16 protein-coding genes and 1 pseudogene are annotated in these 21,134 nt (G+C 63.5%); 11 read left to right on the top strand and 6 right to left on the bottom strand.

Translation table 11 applies throughout. The features are described from left to right. Positions 1-75: 75 nt before the first annotated feature. Complete coding sequence (locus QI450_RS02370; protein ID WP_226774073.1) at positions 76-4,161, bottom strand: helix-turn-helix domain-containing protein; 4,086 nt, start codon at positions 4,159-4,161, stop codon at positions 76-78. Positions 4,162-4,344: 183 nt separating this feature from the next. Between QI450_RS02370 and QI450_RS02365 the strand changes: the two genes are divergently transcribed. The 5 genes from QI450_RS02365 (at position 4,345) to QI450_RS02345 (ending at position 8,091) form a co-directional block, all read left to right on the top strand. Next, on the top strand, positions 4,345-4,686 hold the full coding sequence (locus QI450_RS02365) for a hypothetical protein (protein ID WP_282468088.1): 342 nt from the start codon (positions 4,345-4,347) through the stop codon (positions 4,684-4,686). Positions 4,687-5,386: 700 nt separating this feature from the next. Then, positions 5,387-6,211, top strand: a complete 825-nt coding sequence (locus QI450_RS02360) for a hypothetical protein (protein ID WP_226774074.1) — start codon at positions 5,387-5,389, stop codon at positions 6,209-6,211. Continuing rightward, positions 6,208-6,819, top strand: a complete 612-nt coding sequence (locus QI450_RS02355; RefSeq protein ID WP_226774075.1) for a deoxynucleoside kinase — start codon at positions 6,208-6,210, stop codon at positions 6,817-6,819. Before QI450_RS02360 ends, QI450_RS02355 begins: the two co-directional genes overlap by 4 nt. A gap of 427 nt (positions 6,820-7,246) precedes the next feature. After that, positions 7,247-7,846, top strand: a complete 600-nt coding sequence (locus QI450_RS02350; RefSeq protein WP_226774076.1) for a sigma-70 family RNA polymerase sigma factor — start codon at positions 7,247-7,249, stop codon at positions 7,844-7,846. After that, complete coding sequence (locus QI450_RS02345; protein ID WP_226774077.1) at positions 7,843-8,091, top strand: hypothetical protein; 249 nt, start codon at positions 7,843-7,845, stop codon at positions 8,089-8,091. The genes QI450_RS02350 and QI450_RS02345 overlap by 4 nt, the downstream gene beginning before the upstream one ends. A gap of 193 nt (positions 8,092-8,284) precedes the next feature. On the opposite strand, the gene QI450_RS02340 is transcribed toward QI450_RS02345, so the two are convergent. Together QI450_RS02340 and hisC are read right to left on the bottom strand one after the other, a co-directional pair. After that, a complete protein-coding gene (locus QI450_RS02340; protein ID WP_226774078.1) occupies positions 8,285-9,697 on the bottom strand; it encodes an amino acid permease in 1,413 nt (470 codons plus the stop codon). Positions 9,698-9,749: 52 nt separating this feature from the next. Further along, entirely contained in the window at positions 9,750-10,847 is a 1,098-nt protein-coding gene (gene hisC, locus QI450_RS02335) for a histidinol-phosphate transaminase (RefSeq protein WP_226774079.1), read from the bottom strand. 93 nt (positions 10,848-10,940) lie between these two features. Between hisC and QI450_RS02330 the strand changes: the two genes are divergently transcribed. The 4 genes from QI450_RS02330 to QI450_RS02315 all read left to right on the top strand — a co-directional run bounded on the left by QI450_RS02330 (position 10,941) and on the right by QI450_RS02315 (position 14,870). Next, the gene (locus tag QI450_RS02330; protein ID WP_226774080.1) at positions 10,941-11,444 is read left to right on the top strand and encodes an Lrp/AsnC family transcriptional regulator; all 504 of its coding nucleotides are present in this window, start codon (positions 10,941-10,943) and stop codon (positions 11,442-11,444) included. Positions 11,445-11,563: 119 nt separating this feature from the next. Beyond that, positions 11,564-13,237, top strand: a complete 1,674-nt coding sequence (locus QI450_RS02325; RefSeq protein ID WP_226774081.1) for a thiamine pyrophosphate-binding protein — start codon at positions 11,564-11,566, stop codon at positions 13,235-13,237. A 151-nt stretch (positions 13,238-13,388) separates the two neighbouring features. Further along, positions 13,389-13,613 (top strand): hypothetical protein, encoded by a 225-nt coding sequence (locus tag QI450_RS02320; protein ID WP_226774082.1) that lies wholly within the window; start codon positions 13,389-13,391, stop codon positions 13,611-13,613. A 93-nt stretch (positions 13,614-13,706) separates the two neighbouring features. Then, positions 13,707-14,870: an alpha-amylase family glycosyl hydrolase gene (locus QI450_RS02315; protein ID WP_226774105.1), complete on the top strand. Its 1,164-nt coding sequence runs from the start codon at positions 13,707-13,709 to the stop codon at positions 14,868-14,870. 100 nt (positions 14,871-14,970) lie between these two features. Here the strand turns inward: QI450_RS02315 and QI450_RS02310 are convergent, their stop codons facing one another. Both QI450_RS02310 and QI450_RS02305 read right to left on the bottom strand, forming a co-directional pair. Further along, positions 14,971-16,263, bottom strand: a complete 1,293-nt coding sequence (locus QI450_RS02310; protein WP_226774083.1) for a DUF2510 domain-containing protein — start codon at positions 16,261-16,263, stop codon at positions 14,971-14,973. After that, entirely contained in the window at positions 16,263-17,966 is a 1,704-nt protein-coding gene (locus tag QI450_RS02305) for a DUF4041 domain-containing protein (RefSeq protein ID WP_226774084.1), read from the bottom strand. The genes QI450_RS02310 and QI450_RS02305 overlap by 1 nt, the downstream gene beginning before the upstream one ends. Positions 17,967-18,716: 750 nt before the next feature. Here QI450_RS02305 and QI450_RS02300 point away from each other — a divergent pair. Next, positions 18,717-19,598 carry a potassium channel family protein gene (locus QI450_RS02300; RefSeq protein WP_226774085.1) on the top strand — a complete coding sequence of 294 codons (882 nt, stop codon included), beginning with the start codon at positions 18,717-18,719 and terminating at the stop codon, positions 19,596-19,598. Between the two features lie 210 nt (positions 19,599-19,808). On the opposite strand, the gene QI450_RS02295 is transcribed toward QI450_RS02300, so the two are convergent. Then, the gene (locus QI450_RS02295) at positions 19,809-20,189 is read right to left on the bottom strand and encodes a VOC family protein (protein WP_226774106.1); all 381 of its coding nucleotides are present in this window, start codon (positions 20,187-20,189) and stop codon (positions 19,809-19,811) included. A gap of 441 nt (positions 20,190-20,630) precedes the next feature. Here QI450_RS02295 and QI450_RS18075 point away from each other — a divergent pair. Beyond that, positions 20,631-21,035, top strand: a pseudogene (locus QI450_RS18075) (pentapeptide repeat-containing protein); the annotation flags it as partial. Between the last annotated feature and the right edge of the window lie 99 nt (positions 21,036-21,134).

Here is a 21,134-nt window from a genome sequence, read left to right as displayed (position 1 = left end):
CAACGGGGCACCACGTAACGTAACAAACAACGTCACATGGCAGGTGACAGATGCTTACCGGACATTCAGGTCCCTCTACCAACTGCGCCCGTCGGTGGGCAAGTCATCTTCGATCTCGCGCTGAACGTCCCTGTCTGCCGACTTCGCCATATCGGAGTAGAACCGTCTCTCGATGGATCCAGCCGGTAAGTCCTTTGCGAGAGCTCGCGACCTGTCTCGCTGCTCGATCGTCTCCTGGAAAGGCTCACCGGGGGTGCCGCTCCGTCCACCGGAGATGGTGGCGGACCACAGGGCTCCCATCATCTCGTGGCGTGCGTCATCGCCGAGCTTGTCGGCTATGTGCAACGCCACGCGCACGAATTCGGGTTGGTCCCAAATAAAGGTCCGGGGAGCCTCGTGGAGGACAGCTGCTACAGCTCGTACCGAGCTCTCCGTGCCGCCGGAGAGGGCCTTCCTAAGAAGATCCAGCACCTGGTCGTCGTACTTGACCGCCACCGCGCAAAAGAGATCGGCCCCCATCTTGCGTCGGGGCCATGAGTCGAGCTTCTCCGCGATCCAAGCCAGAATGCCGCTCAGGCTCGCTAGGAAGGCTGGTGTGTCTCGAATCCGCAAGTCATTGTCCCAGGAGTACGGGAGCGCTTGGTAATCGCGGATTGAGTCGAGACTCTCGGCGAACTCAACCCGCTCTTGGAGAAGTCGGACGACCCACTCCGGGTTCGTTTGCGATCGATCCGCAAGTGCCTGTGACACCGAGTACTCGCCGATACCGGGCAACGTGACGAGGTCTTGGCGAATTAGATCGAGTTCGGCGTCTGAGAAGTCATCCCATGCGATGCCGGCGTCAAGGCGGAACGACATGAAGTAGTCGTCAGCCAGGCTTTGGCTATCGCCGAATCGGAGACGTGCGAGCAAACGGACCGCTTCTGCCTTCTGACTTCTCACCAGCAGTTGAGCCGCCCGGACCACGTTTCGTCGTATGACTACATCGGTGTCCGAGGCCAGTTCCAGCAGCAGATCGAGCTCTCCGGGATGTAGCTCGCGAAGGCCTCGGTTCCAACCGATCGCCTGGCTTACGGACCGTCGGCGATCTAGTGACGGTCCGCCAAGCAGAACTTGGGTGTTCAGGAGTGCCGCTGCAGGATCGTGCGTGGCGAATGTGCCGAGGACGACCGGAAGGACCGGATCGAGATCGGTGGTTCCAGAGGCGTCCCGCAGTTTCGCCAGCATCGCGGGTGCGAGAGTCGGGCGGGCGTTGATCAGGCCCTGCACCAAGGGTCCCGGCTGGCCCTCGGTCGCGCCAAAGACTTCCCGGTCGGCGCTGAGCCGCGCGACCAGCAGCTCGACTACCTCCTCGTCCGCGTGGGACTTAAAGGCTTCAACCACCTGCCCAGTGAGTTCCAAGCGTTTGGCTTCCATCGCCTCGAAGTTGTCGCCACTGTTGCGCACCAGGCGGCCCCATCCGTCATGGACCATTAGACCAAGCAGAGCCTCGACGTCATCCGGAAACGACTCGACGACTCGCTGGGCGGCCTCGTGAGTCGGGCCGGACCCGTAACTGTCGTGCCAGAACAGAGCGTCACGGACAGCGACGAGAACCGCAGGATCCAGATCGCCGGCCGCAGCTCTGGCGCCAAGGCGGTTAATGGTCTCGACAATGCCCGGAATCCACCCGGCCAATTCATCTATCGATACCTCACGGCCGAAGCGCCCCGTCGGGAGCTGAACAGCGGACTTTAAGGCCTTCGCTGCACCTCCCGAACGTCGCAGGTCGGGGGAACCCAGTTCCTCGAAGGCCAGGTCGATGACCCGTTGCCGAACCCTCATGATGCTTTGGGGATCCAGCGCGAAAGGCTTAAACGTGATTGTGTGGCCGCGAACGGAAGATTCATCTCCTTCCGTCGCGAGCATCGGCTCGAGAACGTCAAACGGAGACAGCATCTGACCATCTACGAACCATGTTGAAGCAATGTCGACGATCAGGTCGCTAAACCAGATCGGCTTCCCGACCCCGAACTCAGCCAGTTCACACAAGACCCGAAGCGGATGACTCGGATGCGGATTGGTGAGGCGCTTATCGCGCTGTGCCAGCTCCCACAACTGTGCAAGCGCCTCCGGGAGCGTCTCTTCGGTCAACGCTGCGAGCTTGATCGCCGCCGGCAACGCCTCTAGGACGCCGTCATAGTCCACCGCGAGCAGATTTCGCCAAGCGGCATGCTCGCCGTCGAGACGATCCGTGGGGTTGTCGATTAACCATCGGGTCAGTTCAAGAGTGCGGGTGGGCTGGAAGTACGCGACTTTGGCCAACGTCTCGGCGAGGCTGCGTCGGTCGAATGCGTCGGCAGCTTCAACACGGGCCCGGAAAGCAACCCACAGAGAGTCAGCGAGGCTCGGTGCATCCTCACGCAGGTTACGAACCTGCCAGTCCACGCGGCTCACGTTGACGAACAGGTGCTCGACGCTACTCTCCGTGACCAACTGCTCGACACGCGAAAGGTAACCGGTGCCGAGCGGGTTGATTTCGTCAAATGCAGCTTCGGTCAGGATCACGTCGCCCAAGAGATCGGGGACGATTCGCAGAGCCTCGCCGCGCCGCCGTAGGATTCCGGCGTTCTCCAGGCTCCGCAAGTGCTTGTGCAACTCGTCGTACGGCTTGCCCACGATCGCGCTCAGCGATGTGCGCGCAGCTTCGTCGTTGGTGCGGAACGGCTGTAGGGCAGAGACTGCATCCAATACTGCGCGTCGGATCGGCGGGTCATACGACAACGGATCATTCACCAGAGCATCGCGAAACCCCCGCATGATGTGAAGTCGAACGTTGTCGTCCTGCTCCAACGCCGTCGGCTCAAGCCGGCCCTCCTTTATCAAGACGCCCCCGACGACGGTCACCAGCGGAGAGTCCGTGGTGAGCCCGGCGAGCCGACGCGCGACGGCTGGGGACGCTGCTCCGCCAAGCGCTTCATGCGCCAGAGCCACGGCCTCGTCGAACTCAAGGTCTCCGAGCACAACCTCGGTATGTGGCACGGGAAGCAGTCCGTGGCGTGCCATTTCCTCCTTTAAAGTGCGCAACCCATGAGGCCGAGTAGCGAGGATAACCTTCGTATTTGCGTTGCGCCGCCAAATGCCAGCAACGATGCCGGTGACCTCGTCGATCTCATGGGCATCGTCGATGATGATCGTGAGGTCGCGGTCATAGGGCAGTAGTTCGAAGTCGGCCGCGCTCACTTGCACGTTGCCGGGCAATATCCGGACCTGGGCGCCTGCTGACGCGGTGTCGGCAAAGGCCTTGAGGAGTCTCGTCTTTCCGACGCCGCCAGCACCGGTCAAGAACGCGACGGCCGCCTCGCTCTGGTGGGCCGCGCCCACCAGTTGGTCCAGTTGGGCCTGCCGTCCGACTAGGTGCCACTCGTGGTTGAAGACCGTGCCACGGATGCCGCCGAAGTGCTCCTCCGGCAGGAGCCAGGGGCCAGGGGCCGAAATGCCAAGGAAAGACTCCCGGTGACCCGGGAAGTAGGTATCGACGATCCGTACGGCCCGCTCGCGCGGAAGGTTCCGGATGTGGCGAGAGATGTCCTCACCGTCCCACAGTTCCCAGGTCGCGTGCTTCCCTGCCTCCTTCCGCGCGGCAGGGGTGGCTACCAGGCGAGATAGGAACAGATAGTTTTTGGGAGCGGCGATCGTGACCTCGTTGATAGCCCTCTCTACAGCGGCCCGGCCGAACTCTCTGTGGCGCTTGCACTGGCCGGTGGCGAGGTTCGTCCCGTTAGCAGTGACGAGAATGTCGATTCCGTGCTGTTTATGTCCACGACTGCCGTATCTGCTCGCATGCCCGTCCTGGTGCAACGTGGCCACCACTTCGGTGAGCAGGTCCTCAAACCGTTCCTCAGTCAGTTCATCGAGGGGGAGAGCACGTGTCAGAGGCCGGACCGGGAACCGAATGGCCGGCGCCGGCGGCCGATATCCACCAGCATCGATGAGAGTATCGAGATCGACTTCAAGAATGCCCGCGACATCATCCAGCGTCGAGCGCCGTGGCCGAGAGCGACCGTTCTCCCATCCGCTGACGGCTTGCTGGCCCACGTCCAGATTGGCTGCGAGCGTCGCCTGATCCAGCCCCAACGCCTCACGCCGTTCACGGATCAGCTGCCCAAGATCTCTGTTCACAGAATTAGTGTACGTATTATCTGCGTGCGGATCAATTTTCGCACGCAGGTAATGCGTACGATACTTGGGGCCCTTCAGTCCGACCGGCGGTAGACGCGCAGGCCCTGGCGTACGCTCTGCAGTTTCCGCGTCATGAAGGGCGCACGCTCTGCTCATCGCTTACGAGAATCGAACCTTGCCGGGATGACCGACAATAGTCCGTTCGTCGTAAGACCTGAGGCCGAAGGCAACAGCCCCACTCCCTCACCGCTTTGCTTCGACGACGCGCCACTCCGCGCGGCACCTTTCGCACTCGATCCAGACGTCGTGCTCTCGGAAACCCGGCACATTGTCATGCCCTTCGACGATCCGGCCGCCGCCGCAAGGGAAGTGGTATTCGTGGCGCTCCTTGGTCCGGGCGCCCGCGCCCCAGCCCCGTGGTCATGTGACCCGCCACCGACCCGTTCGGCGCGAATGGGCCGCGGTAACGGCAAGGTCCTTGTCCACTCTGCAATCGCACTCACAACGGCGTCGTTTGCCCCCTGAGCGGGTGTATTCTCGTGAATATTGCGGCCACGAGTTTGGCCAGTCGTTTGCTATGCAACAAAATGCAGGCGGCATCATTTTGACGGTGTCGGCGCAAACCGGATAGCCGCTCAGAAAACATGTTCTTAGCGCTTGTGCCCGGACACCGGGCAAGGACTCGGCGGCGTCAGCCCGGACAGTTGCCAGATATCATCAGGTCAGCACTCCCCAGCCGGTAAGTTCGAACCGCCGGGCCAACGAGCCGATTGGGTGGCTCAACTCACCACCGGTCTTCGGGGATAAGCTGGCATGCGCACATCCAGGTCGGAACCCCCCTCCCCCATCGGTTACGACAGGTCTCTGGTTGGTGGGTGGCGGATGATCCACTCCGTTGACCTGGGTTGCGGGCCTCGGTTTTCCGTCTCCAAGGTCTAGGGAGCTAGTGCTCGTGAAAGCACGCGTTGGCAACGGACCTGAACCACAGTGAGATCAGGAAACCCGTTCGTGCTTCGAAGAGCCTTTCCGTGCTCTGAGTGCGCTGCTTTACCCAGATCCGTCTGCCACCCTGACAATTGGCGACGGCGAAAGAAGCCGACTAGTCAACTCGACAACCCCTAAACCCGGCGGTTATTCAAAACGTAGAACCGCCAATAAGGTAGCAGTGTGCAGACTGAGCGTGGAACCTTCCCGCTGCGCGCCCCCTATGCAGCGAGGAGTTGTAATGGTTTACGGGACACTGACTGATCGCGAGATTATCGACCATGCGAATCAGGGAGAGCTCATTGCGGCAGAGTTCGATGTCAACCGGGTGAGGCAGGCTTGTTACGAGCTCCGCGCTTCGTCAACATATTATGATCTCGCAAGCCCTGATCGACCGCGGACGGTTGGTGAGGACGAACATATCCTTCTCAAGCCAAAGCAGATGCTAGTCCTGATCACGATGGAGTCGCTCGCTCTAAACGCTTCAACGCTGGGTCGAGTTCTCAGCAAGGGCCAACTATTCAGCCTCGGACTAATTCCTGTCAATACATACGCTGATCCGGGCTTCACGGGCCGACTCGGCATTGTGATGATCAACGCATCAAACGACTACCTTTCGATTCCGAAAGCGACTCCCATCGCGAAAATCGAGTTCGTTGCGCTTGACCAACCGGTGGAGCGCCCATATAGCGGTCAGCACGGTTATGAAACCGAAATCTGGCCGATCCAAACAAAATTCAAGCTCACTGATGAGGAAATCCGCAGGGACGAGAGAATCGGGAGCGTTGTAGAGGAGGTCGAAAGCTCCTACGGCCCAGGCCTCGGCGCTGTCATCAAACGAGTGTTCGCGTACGAGCGAAGGATCCTGCTCTGGTCCGTAATCTATTTCACTTTGCTCATCGGAATCATTGCTCTCAACTTCCAACAGGAAGATCGGTTGAACTTGTGGGTCTCCGTCGGATTGGGATTGGTGGCAAATGCCGCATTTCTTACGTTGACGCTAGCTGCGACAAACATCTCTTGGAAATCGATCCGCCCGCGCTCCGGCAGGAGGCGCATCCGGTGACGGTCACTGTGATAAAAATCCTGGGGAGTATTGCCGCTGGAAAGTCCACTTTGGCGCATGCCTTGGCTAATGATCTCGATCTTACTTTGGCTAGGGAGAATCCAGAATCGAACCCTTTCCTTCCACGGATGTCGGAAGAGCCTCAGCGATGGTGCTTTGCTAACCAAGTCTGGTACATCAACGAAGCCGTCAACTCACTGCACTGCCGACCAGGGGCGGGTGGACTAGTGGCCGACCACTCGGTGGAAGAAGTCGTGGACGTGCACACCCCGGTCTTTAGGGCTAATGGCTGGCTCGACGACGAGGAGACGAAACTGCTTGGGGAGCTTGGGGCTGCCCATGGATCAATCGCGGATCTCTACATATGGCTCGACGCCCCGCCTGACGTTCTTCTCGACAGGGTTAGAGCGCGGGGTCGACCTGCAGATCGGGTTCCCGAAGCTGAATACCTCACAGCGGTGGCCAATGCACGCAGAGAGTTCCTTCTGAAGACAACAGCACCCGTGCTGCGGATTCCGTCAGACGAGATAGATTTCAGAATGGAAGAGGCGCGCACATCCCTAGTGGAGGACATCCGTCGCCTGCTTTACCGTGAGCGGACTCAATGACGTATCACGCGGCCGTCCACACTCCTGTGGCCGCCGGCAGGCACCTCAGAAAATCCCTGCTAATCAGCTCCGTGCCATCGGCTAAGCGAAGGCGGTTCGTAAGTACCTAGTCGGGAAAGGGCTCCAGTACGCGTTTCCCACTTCGGGATCTCCCTAGGGCCAGTTTCAAAACGGTTTCTGGCATCGCGCGGCCACGTCACTTGTCAAGGTAACCCTCAGTGAGTATGTCACCCTGATCCAGGACCACTTACGACCCTGTTGACCAACGCCAGCGAATGCGCGCAGTAGCCATCTCATTTTTTGCCGTCTGGTCGGAAAAGGACTGCCCGCGCTGTGTTGCAGGAACCTTGAGTAGAGCGTTTTCGTGCTTCTCAAAATTTCTTGCGTTGTTGTGTAACCTTTTGGCCGGTCGCGAACAATACAGGGCATGGGGAACCTTGAATTCGATAATGAGAGGCTATGGTCTCGCGGCATCAAGGGCGATGGCGGGGCCTTCAGGGTTTTGTACATCCGGTACCGCGACAGGATTTTCCGTCATGCCTATCGGCTTTCCGGGGACCGACAGGATGCCGAGGACATCATGGCCACGGCCTTCCTTGAACTCTGGAGGCGCCGGGCCAAATTGCGGGTGGTGGAAGGATTCGTCCTTCCTTGGTTGCTCGTCACGACAACGAACACTGCACGGAAAAGCGGGCGGGCGGCGCTGCGCTACGGGCGGCTCTTGGATTCCCTTCCCAGAAGATCCGAAACGTCCGATCCAATGGGCGACGACGTCTTTCACGGCCACCGGGACGCGCTGGATAAGGATCTCGCCAGGGCCCTCGGGGCTTTGAACTCCACGGATCTGCACTTGGTGAGCCTGGTGGTTTTCGAGGAATTCACCATCGCCGCTGCAGCCATTCTTGGGCTGACGCCCGGGTCGGCCAAAACTCGGATGCACCGGGCACGCAAGCGCATGAAGGTCGCCATTCCCGGCACACATCCTATTCCCACCCCAACGACGGTTTTGGAAGGAGCACGGTCATGAATGAGCTTCGAGTCGATGACCGGTTCAGCAGGGCACTGGAGGAAGAACTCGTGTCACGGGTCCGGAGGGTATCGCCTGCCAGTGCACGTAAGCGCATCCGATGCGGCTGGGGGCTGGGGTTCTGGCCGGTGCTGGCGTTTTGGGCGGGGTCGGAGCTACCGCGGTACGGTGCGCTCAGCGCTGCGCCACTGGACGAAGACGGCTGGCTGCAGCCGAACAACCTCCCTAAAGTGAAGAATTGCTAGGTCCGAGAGCTCCGGACAAGGCACACTTGGGGGGCACGCCCCGGTACCTGTCGATGAAGAGCCGCTACCCACCGTCAGTCCTGCCGCCGTCGGAACAATGCCCGGCAAGCATTGCCAGAGGGGCGCGTCCGGGCAAAGCCGGACGCGCCCTCCGCGTGCACCGAACCCTCGAAGTGGGTTCAGAGCACCTGGTTCAGTCGATGAGCACTGGCTCCTTGGCACCGTCCGAAGACTCCACAACCGGCACAACCTTCCGGTTCCGCTGGTGCACCCAGTTCGCCACCGCCAGCAGCGCCACAAGCGAGAAAGTGCTCAGCAGCTGGGGGCGTGAGTCCTCGCCGATGAAGCCCACCGTGAAGATCGCCGCGAGGATGAGCAAGCCAAAGCCCGTCAGCCACGGGAAGCCGGGCATCCGCAGGGGAAGCTCCGTCCCCTCGCGGTCGGCGCGGAGCCGCAGCGCGAGCTGGGCCAGGAGCGCAGACGTCCACACCAGCAGGCAGGTCGAGCCCACAATGTTGAGCAGGACGGGAAGGACTTGATCGGGGAACGCCAGCTCCAGCCCGACCGTGACAACGCCGAAGGCGACGCTGGCCAGGACTGCGATAACCGGGACCCGTGCCTTGGACACCGAGGCGAGCAGGCGCGGCGCGTCGCCCCGCTCGGCGAGGGAGAACGCCATCCGGGAGGCGCCGTAGAGGTTGGCGTTGAGCGCGGAGAGCAGTGCCGCCACGGCCACCAGGGTGATGGCGGTGGCAGCACCGGGCATGCCGGCGGCGTCCAGTACCGCCGCGAACGGGCTCTTCAGCCCCGCCGAACCCACGGGGACCACTGCCGCAATAATAAAGATGGAAGCGATGTAGAAAACCAGAATGCGCCACAGCACCGTGCGGACCGCTTTCTTCACGCTGCGGGCCGGCTCGGCGGTCTCAGCTGCCGCCACGGAGACAATCTCGGTGCCGCCGAACGCGAAGGCCACCACGAACAGTGCTGTGGCAATCCCGGCGAAACCGCTGGGTGCGAAGCCGGCACCGGTGAAGTTGGACAGGCCCGGCGACTGCACTCCCGGCAGCCAGCCGAAGAGCAGGGCTGCGCCCACCAGGAGGAACCCGACGATTGCTGCCACCTTGAGCAGGGCGAACCAGAACTCAAACTCGCCGAAGTTCTTCACACTGGTGAGGTTCACGGCGGTGAGCAGCACGATGAACACGAAGGCCATCAGCCACACCGGCAGGGCCGGGAAGATGGTGGCCAGCAGGCCTGCCGCGCCGAGCGCTTCGGCGGCGATGACCACCACGAGCTGCAGCCACCAGAGCCACCCCACAGTGGCACCGGCCACCGGCCCGTAGGCCTTGGCGGTATAGACGGAGAAGGCTCCGCTGTCCGGGTTGGCTGCGGCCATTTCGCCGAGGGCCCACATCACCAGGATGATGAGAGTGCCGGCCACCAGGTAGGAGATCAGCACGGCCGGGCCGGCGGCCTGGATGCCGGCCCCGGAGCCGATGAACAGGCCCGCACCGATGGCGCTTCCCAGGCCCATCATCGTGAGCTGGCGGGGTTTGAGTGCGGCGCCGAGCGGGCGGCCAGACGTCTTTGTCTGTTGTTCCATGGGGAATCCTCTGGTTGTAGGCGGAACGGGTTGGTAAAGAGTCAGTGAGTGTTCAGGCTGCGTGGGCTTCCAAAACCCGGAGCACGCGGTTGTTGGCGGCGGGGCCGGCAACGGTGATCCGCACCCCGTCACCTCGGTAGGCCCGGACCATGATGCCCGCGCGGTCAAACGCGTCCACGAGCCTTGCCTGGAGGCTCTCATCCGCGCGGATCCAGAGGAAGTTGCCCTGGCTCGGCGGCAGCTTCCAGCCCTGGGCTTCGAGCTGCGCGGCCATCCGGGCGCGCTCCTGCTTGACGGCTGTCACCCGCGATTCCATCTCTTCCCCGGCGTCCAGCGACGCGATGGCAGCCTTCTGGGCCAGCGCACTCACCGAAAAGGGAAGGGCGGTGCGCCGCAGTCCCTCGGCGATGGCCGGCGCCGCCACGGCGTAGCCCACGCGCAGGCCGGCGAGGCCGTAGGCCTTCGAGAAGGTGCGCAGGATGCAGACGTTCGGGAACTGGCGGTAGAGCGACAGCGAATCGGGGCCGCTGCCCGCTTCGGCGTACTCCACGTAGGCCTCGTCGACCACCACAAGGATGTCGGAACGGACAGAGCGCAGGAAGGCCTCGATGCGCTCGTGGCTGATCGGCACGCCGGTCGGGTTGTTGGGGGTGCAGAGCAGGATCACCTTGGTGCGGGCGGTGACGGCTGCGGCCATGGCATCGAGGTCGTGGCCTTCAAAGGTGTCCAGCGGAACGCGGACCGGCCGGGCGCCGGCCAGCTCCACCAGGATGGGGTACGCCTCGAAGGAGCGCCACGCGAAGATCACTTCATCCCCGGCATCGCACAGGCCGGTGATGATCTGCTGGAGGACGCCCACGCTGCCGGGTCCCACCGCGACCTCTCCGGCGGTGACGCCGAAGTGCCTGGCGATCCGTTCACGGAGTTCGACGGCGGCACTGTCGGGGTAGCGGTTCATGGTACCGGCCGCTGCGGCCACCGCGGCGGCGGCAGCGGGCAGCGCCTCGTAGTGGCTTTCGTTGCTGGCAAGGGCAGCAATGTCGGTGCCTGCGCTGCGCCGGCCCGGGACATACGGCGGGAGGCCGGACACGGCGCCACGAAGGGTGGGGAGTGCGGTGTCCGGTGCGGTGCGGAGCTGATCACGGGTCATGAGGACTGATCATGGTTGTGACTCCGCCCACAATGCAAGGTACGCTCAACCCATTGGGACTTCTGCTCAACTTCAACTGTCTCTGGTGAAAATATGACCATCCTGCACTCCCGCACCCTGGATTCACTCGACGGCAGGATCATCCTGGCCCTGGATAAGGATCCGGAGGCCAGCGCCCTGGCACTCTCCCGGACACTCGGCGTCGCACGGAACACGGTCCATGCCCGGCTGGCACGGCTCGAGCGCAGCGGCGCCCTCCGCTCCTTCAGCCGTCGACTGGATCCCGCTGCACTCGGCTATGAACTGATGGCCTTCCTCTCCCTGTCCATCAGCCAGACCCGGACAGGTGCGGTGGAAGACGGGCTCGCCGCGATCCCGGAGGTCATTGAGGTTCACGCCACGACCGGCGACGCGGACCTCATGGCCAAGGTGGTGGCACGCGGCACGGCGGATCTCTATCGCATCACCAACCAGATCCTGGAAATCGAGGGGATTCAACGGACGAGCACGGCCATTTCCGTGCTGGAACTCATGCCGCCCCGCTACGACGGACTGCTGAGCCGGCTCTCCGAGCAGGAGCCCCGCGCTGCCGGCTAAGTGCGGGTGACGCAGGGCACAATTGGTCATATTTTCAATTGCGCATCTGGTGCCTGCCAAATCTCCTAGCCAAACCTGACCCCCTTGCCTATCTGGGGACCAGCGCACAAGATTCCTGCATGACTACTCTCACCGTGTCCGGCCGCGTGGCGCAGATTCTCAGCAGCTATCTCAGCGATGTCTTCGGCGTGATGGGCAACGGGAACGTCTACTTCCTGGACGCCGCGGAAAAGCTGGGCCTCCGCTTCTCCGCCGTCCGGCACGAGGGCGCCGCCATCGCCGCGGCCGACGCCTACTACCGGACGTCGGGACGTCTCGCCGCGGGCACCACCACCTACGGCCCCGGCTACACCAATGCACTGACCGCCCTCGCCGAGGCGGTCCAGGCGCAGATCCCCGTGGTGCTGGTCACCGGGGACGCCCCCACCACCGGCGCCCGGCCCTGGGACGTGGACCAGGCGGCCATCGCCGCAGGCCTCGGCGCCGCCACGTTCACCGTCACCCGCGACGCCGCGGGTTCCATCACCCGGCAGGCGGTGGAGTACGCACTCACCCAGCGCACCGCCGTCGTGATTGCCATCCCCTACGACCTTGCGGCCCTTGAGGCTGCGGACGAGGAACTTCCGGCACCCCCGGCACGAACGGTGACGGACGACGTCGACGGCGGCCTTGGGCAGGTAGCCCGCCTGCTCGCCGGGGCGAAGCGGCCGCTGATCCTCGCCGGCCGCGGCGCGCACCTCGCCGGAGCCGCCCCGGAGCTCCGGGAGCTCGCCGACCGGCTCGGCGCCGTGACCGCCGGAACCGCCCTGGCGCTCAACCTCCTCGAAGGCGAGGGATACCTCGGCGTGGCGGGCGGCTTCGGAACGGACACCGCAGCCGGGATTATGGGTGAGGCCGATGTGGTCCTCGTGGCCGGGGCAAGCCTGAGCGCCTTCACCATGCGGTTCGGGCACCTGCTCGGCCCGGACAGCACCGTCATTCAGATCGACACCGCCCTGCAGCCGACGCACCCGCGGGTGGATACGTTCGTCAGCGCGGACGCGAAGTCCGCGGCCGGACACCTCCTGCGGATGCTTGAGGGCGCGGCCTCGCCGGACGCCGGCTTCCGCGGAGCGTGGCGCGCGGAAGCCCGCAAACGGCTGGCCGAAGGACCGGCCCACCACCCGGGCTCCGAGGAGACCGCGGACGGCCGGCTGGACCCGCGTTCCCTGGCCACCGCGTTGGAGGACGTGCTGCCGGAGCGCCGCACGGTGGTCCAGGACGGCGGGCACTTCCTCGGCTGGGCACCGATGTACTGGAACATCCCGCGGCCCCAGGACCTGGTGATGGTGGGGACCGCCTACCAGACCATCGGGCTGGGCCTCGCCAGCGCCGTCGGGGCAGCCCGCGCGGTGGAGGCCGGCCGCACCCTGGTGCTGGCCTCCGGCGACGGCGGTTTCCTGATGGGCCTGTCCGACCTCGAATCGCTGATTGGCGCGGCGAGCAGCGCCGTCGTCGTGATCTACAACGATGCCGCCTATGGAGCCGAAATCCACCAGTACGGCTCCCAGGGCCTGACCGACAAGCCCATGCTGATCCCCGAGGTGGACTTCAGCGGCGTCGCTCGGGCGCTTGGTGCCGAATCGGCGATCATCCGCTCGCTGGCGGACCTTTCCGCGTTGCAGGACTGGATCGATGCCGGCGCAAAGGGAACCTTCGTGGCCGACTGCCGCATCACCTCCAGCGTCCGGGCCCCGTGGCTGAGCGAGTGGATGGAGGCCTCGCGGGCGGCGAAGGCGGCGGTGGCTGGCTAGTCAGCCCGGCGGGCCGGGAAGGAATCAGGCACGCCGGGCGGGTCCGCTTCCCGGCAGGAGTCTGCAGCCACCTCAGACACCTCGGCGGTTCCGTCCAGACCGCGGCGGCCCCGGAGGTTGGATGTCGGTCACCCAGCGTATGGTCGCGACCATGATCAGAGACGACGATGACCTGGACTTAATAATGATCCAAGAGGCGATCCTCCAAAAGGAGGAGGACATGAAGGCGTGGTGCCCGTCGAGCGGTGAGGACGTGGGCGAGATGATCGAGTTTCCCGGAAACGACGAGTGGTACATCAAGTGCCCGACGTGCGGCACGAGGTGGGCTGGCGGCAGCACTGTGCTGGCCGATCACAACAAACCCGATTACCGATGAACGCGGGGGCTCACCTCGGCTGACTCCGGCTCCTGGGTCCCTTCGGCTGGAACCCACGCGCCGCCGTCGTAGGCCTCTCCCGGGACCACGCCTATCGGCGGCCGCGAGAGCACACATGCGGCCCAACGGCGAGCCGTTCCAGGGTCCGGGACGGACACCGACTGGTACCTGCACCTCTTCTCCCCCGAGCAGCCGGACTGGAACTGGCGCAACCCCGCCGTCGGCGACTACTTCGACGGCGTGCTGCGCCTCTGGTTCGACAAGGGCGTGGACGGGCTCCGGATCGACGTCGCGCATGCCCTGTTCAAGGCCGACGGCCTGCCGGACTCGCCCTCCACCGGCGGAGTGGTGGACGGGCTGCGGTCCAACCCGCAGGTCTCGGACCAGGAAGAAGTCCACGAGGTCTACCGCCGCTGGCGCACCCTCGCCGAGAAGTATCAACCGCACCGCCTGCTGGTAGGCGAGGTCAACCTGGAACCGGCCCGCGCCGCCCGCTACACCCGGGCCGATGAAATGCAGCAGGCCTTTGCCTTCGCGTTTGTGAAGCTCGGCTGGGATCCGGCGGCGTGGGCCGCCGCGGGGACTGAACTCGAAGCTGCCCGCCTGCTGCACGGCGCCACGCCGACGTGGGCGCTGGAGAACCACGACATCGTCCGGTCCGTCACCCGGTTTGGTGGTGGGAATGTTGGCGCCCTGCGGGCCAGGGCCGCTTTGGTGGCTTTGCCTGGCCCTGCGTATCTCTACCAGGGCCAGGAGCTCGCACTGCCTGAGGTCGACGTCCCGATGGAATCCCGGGTGGATCCGATGTGGGCCCGCGGCGGGGTCTCCCGCGACGGTGCCCGCGTCCCGCTGCCGTGGACGGAGGACGCGGCACTGAGCCACGGGTTCTCGCGGGCCGAAACTGTGGCCGTCAAGTCACCAACGCCGTGGCTGCCTATTCCGGCGGGATGGGGCACGCACGCGATCGAGCTCCAGCAGCAGGATCCGGCGTCGTCGCTTGCCTTGGTCACCAACGCGCTACGGCTGCGCCGGCTGCTGTGGAACAACGAGGTCTTCGGCCCGGACGACGGCGGCACCTGGCGCGTTGAGGCCGGGAACCTGCTGATCTGCGAACGCAGCGCGGACTTCTTCGTCGCCGTCGCGATGGGGAGCGAACCGGTGCAGCTGCCCACCGGTTCCGTGCTGCTCAGCGCCGCGCCCCTCACCGAGGACGGCTGGCTGCAGCCGAACGACGCGGCGTGGGTGCTGCGGGGCTGAAACTCGAGGCAGGCAAAAGGCCGTCCACGTTTCTTCAGGAACGTGGACGGCCCTTGCAAGCCAGCCAGTCAGTCCGGTCGCGTCAGGCCGGCGACACTCCTTACGGTTTCATTCTGATTCGGGACGTCCACGCTGAACCGTCCCAATACCTGAACGGCGCCACTTCCTGTGGGTCGGGATAGAAGCCGGGCGCAAGTCCCCCCGCTTCGGGCTGAGCTAATTCCGGCTCATCGGAAATGTCGGCGTCCTCATCGAACGACAGATCGATGACGGCCGCCTGCAGGGCTGGCTTCGGGGCTGCCCGCTCGGCTGCCAACCGATCTCTAGCGGCTGCTTTTTCTGCCCGGACTCTCTCCGCTTCGGCGCGCTTCTCCTCCTTGGCACGCTCGGCCTCCTCGCGCTTTTGCTCCGCAGCGCGTGCCTTCTGCCGGATGGCATCGGATTTTTCTTGTTCGATTTCCTGTTGGCGCCGCTGGATCCGGGCAAGCGCCTCGCGAAGGCCCGGGAGGCTGGAGTCTTCGGCCAGAATCTTCTCCAGGTCCGCCGTGGCGCGCGCGAATGCTCCCTCTGTCAGACTGATCTCGGAGCGCAGAGCCAAGGCCTGAAAGCGCAATCCGGTCCCGTACTTCTTGCTCGCCGTCAGCGGCTTGATGCATTCCTTGGCTGCGACGAGTTCACCCAGTGCCAGATGTGATTTGGCCCGGAAGATGGCAAGCATGGCTGTGATTTCGGAATCGACGCCGAAGCCGTTGGTGAGTCGAAGAACCTCATGCCAGTCTTCTAGTTCGACATAAAGGTCAGCCAGGCTCAACAAGGCGGGATAGCTCGGATCCAAAGCCTCGACGTAGTACACAGCGGTCCGGGTCTGACCCTGGATCTGCAGCCCTTCGGCAAGCGCGAGAGTCACGGCATCGTGCGAAAGTGGCAACTCCACTGAGACGCCGCCGGCGATGCCGAGCGTCAGCCGGTAGCTGGAGAGATACTTCCGGGTGAATGCGTGCGATTCCACTTCTCCGTCCAGGGAGAGCGCGGCACGGAGATACTCGACAGCCCGGTCCGTCTGTCCGTGGATGAGGTGCCGCAGGCCCAGCAAAGCGTTTCCGAGCAATGCGTATTGCGGGTGTGCCAGCACGGTCTCCTCTAGGTTCAAGGCATCCGGCTGGGAGAGAAAGGCAAAAAGGGCCTTCTCCTCCTTCGGCGCGAACATCCCTGGCCGGACCGGCGCCTGCGCCGGAGCCGTCGTCGACGTTCTGGCAGTACCCGTCCTTGGCGAAGCTGGGACCTTTCTGGGCGAAATCTTGCGGCCGCCCACGTAGGTGCCGACTCCGCGAGTGGAGACCCGGACGCGCACTCCGGGCATCACCTTGAACGACGTGCTCTTTCTAAATCCCACTAGTCCCCCTTGGACATTGAAATGCTGCGCCGAAACTCTGAGGCTTCGGCTTCTTCCCTGAATTCGAGTGTTGTGGCCCCGACAATGCGTCGCACCGCTTCACGGACCTCGTGCGGAGTGGCGTAGAAGAACTCCCTGCGCAGGTTGACGCGATTGACGCGGCGATCCTCGAATTCGCGGTGCAGTTGCCCCTCCAGACCGGCGGCGTCGTCACTGAAGAATAGAACATGAACGTCGTAGAGGAACGGGACCCCCGCGCCGCTGAGTTCACGGATTCGCTCCGTTGGCTCAAGGCGGCGGGTCATGCCGATCTTCACAATCTGGTCGCCGAAGGCACCGAGATTCGAAATGACGTAGACGTAGCCGGCCTTGGCATTGGCTTCCCGGTTTTCGATATCACGAAGGTTGTGTTCGGCTTGTTCGAGCCGCGACTGCATCATGGCTATGGCCGAAGCATCCCCGCTACTGATCGCTATCTGCAGGGCCGCTTCATATTGGTCGCGTTCCTTTTCGAACTTTTCCCTGGCCTTTTGGAGCTCCCGCTCGACCTTTTCCTGTTCACGGAGTTCCTCGCGGATGGCCCTCTGAGTCTCCCGCTCTTCGGCGACCTTCAGGTGGTAGTCCGCTGTGAGCTGGATTTCGGCGAGACGGAGCTCGTGATACTCCCCTGTGATCTGAATGGCCATGCTGCGGCCCAGTTTTTGGATGGATTCTTTCGCCCGAGTCAGCCTTGCCATGGCCGGCTCAAGGTTGTGGCTGCGGACTGTCCGGATGCAGTTGTCGGCTTCGGCATTGTAGGCGCGCAGCATCAGCCGGCATTGCTCGCGAACCATCCGGGCACCGTCTTGCAGGCTCCCGTTAACTGCCCAGTTTGCAGCGCCCGTCACGCCCCGCTCCTTCGCGGTTTCTTTCACGTTGGCGCGCAACAGGTTCAGGCGATCCTTATATTCAACTGCGTCATCCAGCGGGTGCGCGAACTCGTAGATGCCTAGATCCTGGAGGAGCTTGATCTCCCGGGTTTCGATAATCGCTGATTCGAGTTCTCTCAGCACCGCCTCCTTTTCGCGTATCCGGTGTTCCAGGTCATAAAGGTCATTGATACGGTGGCTGTCAGGTTCCCGGCGTGGGTGATCGGGCGCGGGATCCGGTGAAACCTCACCGCCCAGCGCCACCCCATGCTGGTCGAGGAAGGATTCGAGACCACCCGTCCATCCTTGCGAGACGTTGCGGATCTTCCACTCGCCGTTCCTGCGGTAAATTTCGCCTATTACTGCCACATTCTCATTCGACAGATCCGCTGCCGGCACTTCGAAGGAAACGCCGGAAGGCGACTTTATGAACAGGCGCAGGTCTCCCAACTGGCCCAGGACCCGTTCCTGAGAATCCAAGCTGGCCGCTATTGCGATTCGCTGAACAACGGCAGGGATTTGGGCCAGCGAAATCGATGCTGAATGTTCTTGGCTGTCAGCCCGCGCAGATGTCCTGCCGAGGTATTCAACCGCGCCCTCGAGATATCGCGGCTGATTGTAGAAAACGACTGCCTCATTGGAAGGGACGCGCCCACCAGCGTCGACCATGACCAGGAAAAGGTCAACATCAGAATTAGAACTCAAAGACTGCCATTTAAGCTCAACTGACAGTCTTTCGCCGGTGTGTGCTGGCAGAGTCGAATTTCCACCTTTGGACAGGATTGAGTGCGGCATTTACAGACCATATAGCAACCGACTGACATCTCTTGCGTGGAGGTCCGCTCCCGCCGTGGCGCACCATCGACCGGAACTTAGGCAGCGGATTAGTCAGGAGATAGCCGACGACCCGCAGCCCACTAACCTCCGGGGTTACTTCTCGACCAGTTCCTCGCTACCCACCTCAGACCCGCCCACCGACTGTTCGCCGCGCATTTTCCGTTTGATCAACCCTGCGACGCTCCCGCCGACCGAGCCCGCCGGTGTTGGCCGTGCCTGCGATCCAGTTACCCGTCAACTTCGCGGCATCTTGCGTGGCTGCAAGAGCTCGGTTCTGGTCCACGTCTCACTCTTCGTCGCGAGCCTCTACAGGAACGGCCAGATGTTCGGGGAACGTGTCTGGGGCATCGGCGAATGCTTCCCGGGCTGCGACGATGACGCCGCGGCCGAACACGAAGCGGGTGACGCCAGAACCACGACTTCTCGCTGACTGAAGCTTCCACCGTGAACGACGGCGGCACCTGGCGCTTCGAGGCCGGGAACCTTCTTATCTGCGAACGCAGCGCCGAACCACTGGCCGAGGACGGCTGGCTGCAGCCGAACAACGCGGCGTGGGTGTTGCGCGGCTGGAGCCATCGTGGCAACGGTCTGCCACTACCCGCCGCACAGGCGACGCCGGCACCCAAGACCCGGTGCCGCCGTCGTACTAAGCACTGCGAGGTCCCTCTGTTTGTCACTGGGCCCTGGGCGACGCCCATAAGATGAGGCATGGACTTTGCGGATACGCTCTGGACGGTTTTGGGGGCCGGGCTGGTTCTGCTGATGCTCGTCGACGTCTTTCGAACGCTCCTTTATCCCCACGGCTCCGGTCCCGTGGGCCGGGGGATCATGCGCGGATTCTGGCTGGTATCCAGAAGACTGCGCGGCCGGGGCTCCGCCACCGCAGCGCCCTTGGCTATGGCAGCCGTCATTGGCGCCTGGGCGGGAACGGCGGCCATCGGCTGGGCACTGCTGTACCTGCCTCATCTGACGGACGGCTTTGTTTACGGAACCGGGGTTCCAGTTGAGGCCGATTTTGCCGAAGCGCTCTACATTTCCCTGGTCACTCTCTCCACCGTGGGGTTCGGCGATATCGTCGCAGCCTCTCCGCTGCTCCGACTGCTGGTCGCCCTCGAGGCCGTCACCGGTTTCGGCTTGCTGACAGCAACGGTCACTTGGATCCTGCAGACTTTCCCGGCCCTGAACCGCCGCCGAGCCCTTGCCCACCAGCTGAACTTGTTCAGGGAGGCTGCAGGTCCGGCGGGAGTACTGGCGCTGAACCCCACCCACGCCGCCGGACTACTGGAGTCAATCGCCGCAAACATAGCCTTGGTGAGCATAGATCTGCTTGCCTTCCATGAAACCTACTACTTCCGTGAAATTGAGCAGCGCGGCTCCTTGCCCGCCACGGTCGCCTACGCCCAAGACCTGGCATCCGAAGCCCAGCGCAGCGACAACCCTGAGCTCCAGTTCGCCGGCCGGATGCTCCGCGCGGCGCTGGACGGACTCGCGGACGTCCTCCGCGGCAAGTTCGGCCATTCAGGAACCACCTCTTCTGAAGTGTTCGACAGCTACGAGCTGCACCACCGGCATCTGCGGGGCGGGAACTAGAGACGAACCAGCGAGCGGGTAGCGCCCTGCAGCCCCGACGCCTGGCTCACGGTCGGCCGACCCGTCATCCCAACCTCCGGGGCCTCGACAATGCAGTCTCTCTTAGCCAGCTGAATCCGACTCCCGCCTTGGTCGCGGAAGCCGGATCACTTCGCCTTTGCTTCGGGCAGCAGCGTTGCCCTGCGTCGTTGATCGGAGCCAGACTCCGGCCTACGCGCGCTGGGCGATGTTGATGATGTTGCCCTCGCTATCCAGGAACCAGGCTGCCTTCCCCCAGGATCCCGTCGCGATGCCGTTCTCCGTCTTCAGCCCGGGAAAATCGTAGTCTTCGCAGACGACACCGCGGCCTCGCAGTTCCTCCATCTCGCCTTCGAGATTGTCCGTTTCCCAGCCCATCTGGGTGTTCTTGGCCGACCCGGCATTATCCGTCGGGTAAACGAGGAAGCGGGTTCCTTGACCGCAGCTGTACCTAATGCTGCCGTCCTCCATGGATTCGTCGGGTTCGATTCCCAGCTTGTCCCGGTAGAACGCCTTCGCCCTGTTGATGTCCTTCGCGGGGAGGACAGCAACGATGTTTGAATCCTTGAGCATGATGATTCCCTTCAGTGCGTTGATGAGCGCAGGGATGGCGTTGCCCACCCCGGTTTCGGTCTCCGGAATCCTTGTCCGGAGACCGTGACTGCCCCTTGCGCCCAGCCGGGGCGGCCACCTGGGACCCTTGAACGCCGCGCCACCCCGTCCACCAGCGCGAGGAGTCCCCGAAGTTTATGTGGCCATTATGGACCGCTTTGGTCCTTCGGAAAATGGGTGGCTGGCACCCGGCCAACGTCCTGAGCGCAGGGCCGCCGTGCCGGCCGCGCCGCTTCCGTCAGCACGCCCGATGCTCCCCCAGGCGACCGGGAAACCGTCGTCGACCTTGCACCGCAACGGATGGACCGAGTCGTTCGATAACTTGCAGGCGGTATTAGGTAGTCGCACCTGACAACGCCGTCTGCTGCTGCGCTGCTGGGCCAAGCGTGGCAGAGTGCTGCCATGGCAGCTTTCAGTCAGTCCGATGACCTCCGGGGCGCAGAATTCACCGACGTGAACCTGCGCGGAGCCCGGTTCGTCCGCTCCGACCTGTCCGGCGCCGTGCTGCGCGGTGTGGACGTGGCCAGGGCGGAGATCGATGCGCCGTGGCTCTTCGATGGCGGGGACGCCCTGCTGGTCAACGGCGTCGACGTCGTCCCGTTCGTCGAGGCCGAACTGAACCGCCGCTTTCCCGGCCGCGCCGAAAGACACGCAGCTGACCCCGAGGGTCTTCGTGCGGCGTGGACGGTGCTGGAGCGGACCTGGGCGGCTGAGCTGGAGCGGGCCGCAGCCATGCCGGCGGGCACTGTGGATATCTCGGTGGATGGTGAGTGGTCCTTCGCCCAGACACTCCGGCATCTGGTGATGGCCACCGACACGTGGCTTCGCAAGGCAATCCTGGAAATCGATCAGCCCTATCACCGGCTCGGTCAGCCGAACGTGGAATACGCATCCGACGGCTACGAC

Origin of the sequence: Arthrobacter sp. EM1 (assembly GCF_029964055.1) — a bacterium.
Classification (GTDB): Bacteria; Actinomycetota; Actinomycetes; order Actinomycetales; family Micrococcaceae; genus Arthrobacter.
The sequence above is the reverse complement of the archived record's forward strand: the minus strand, read 5'-3'. Positions and strand labels throughout refer to the sequence as shown.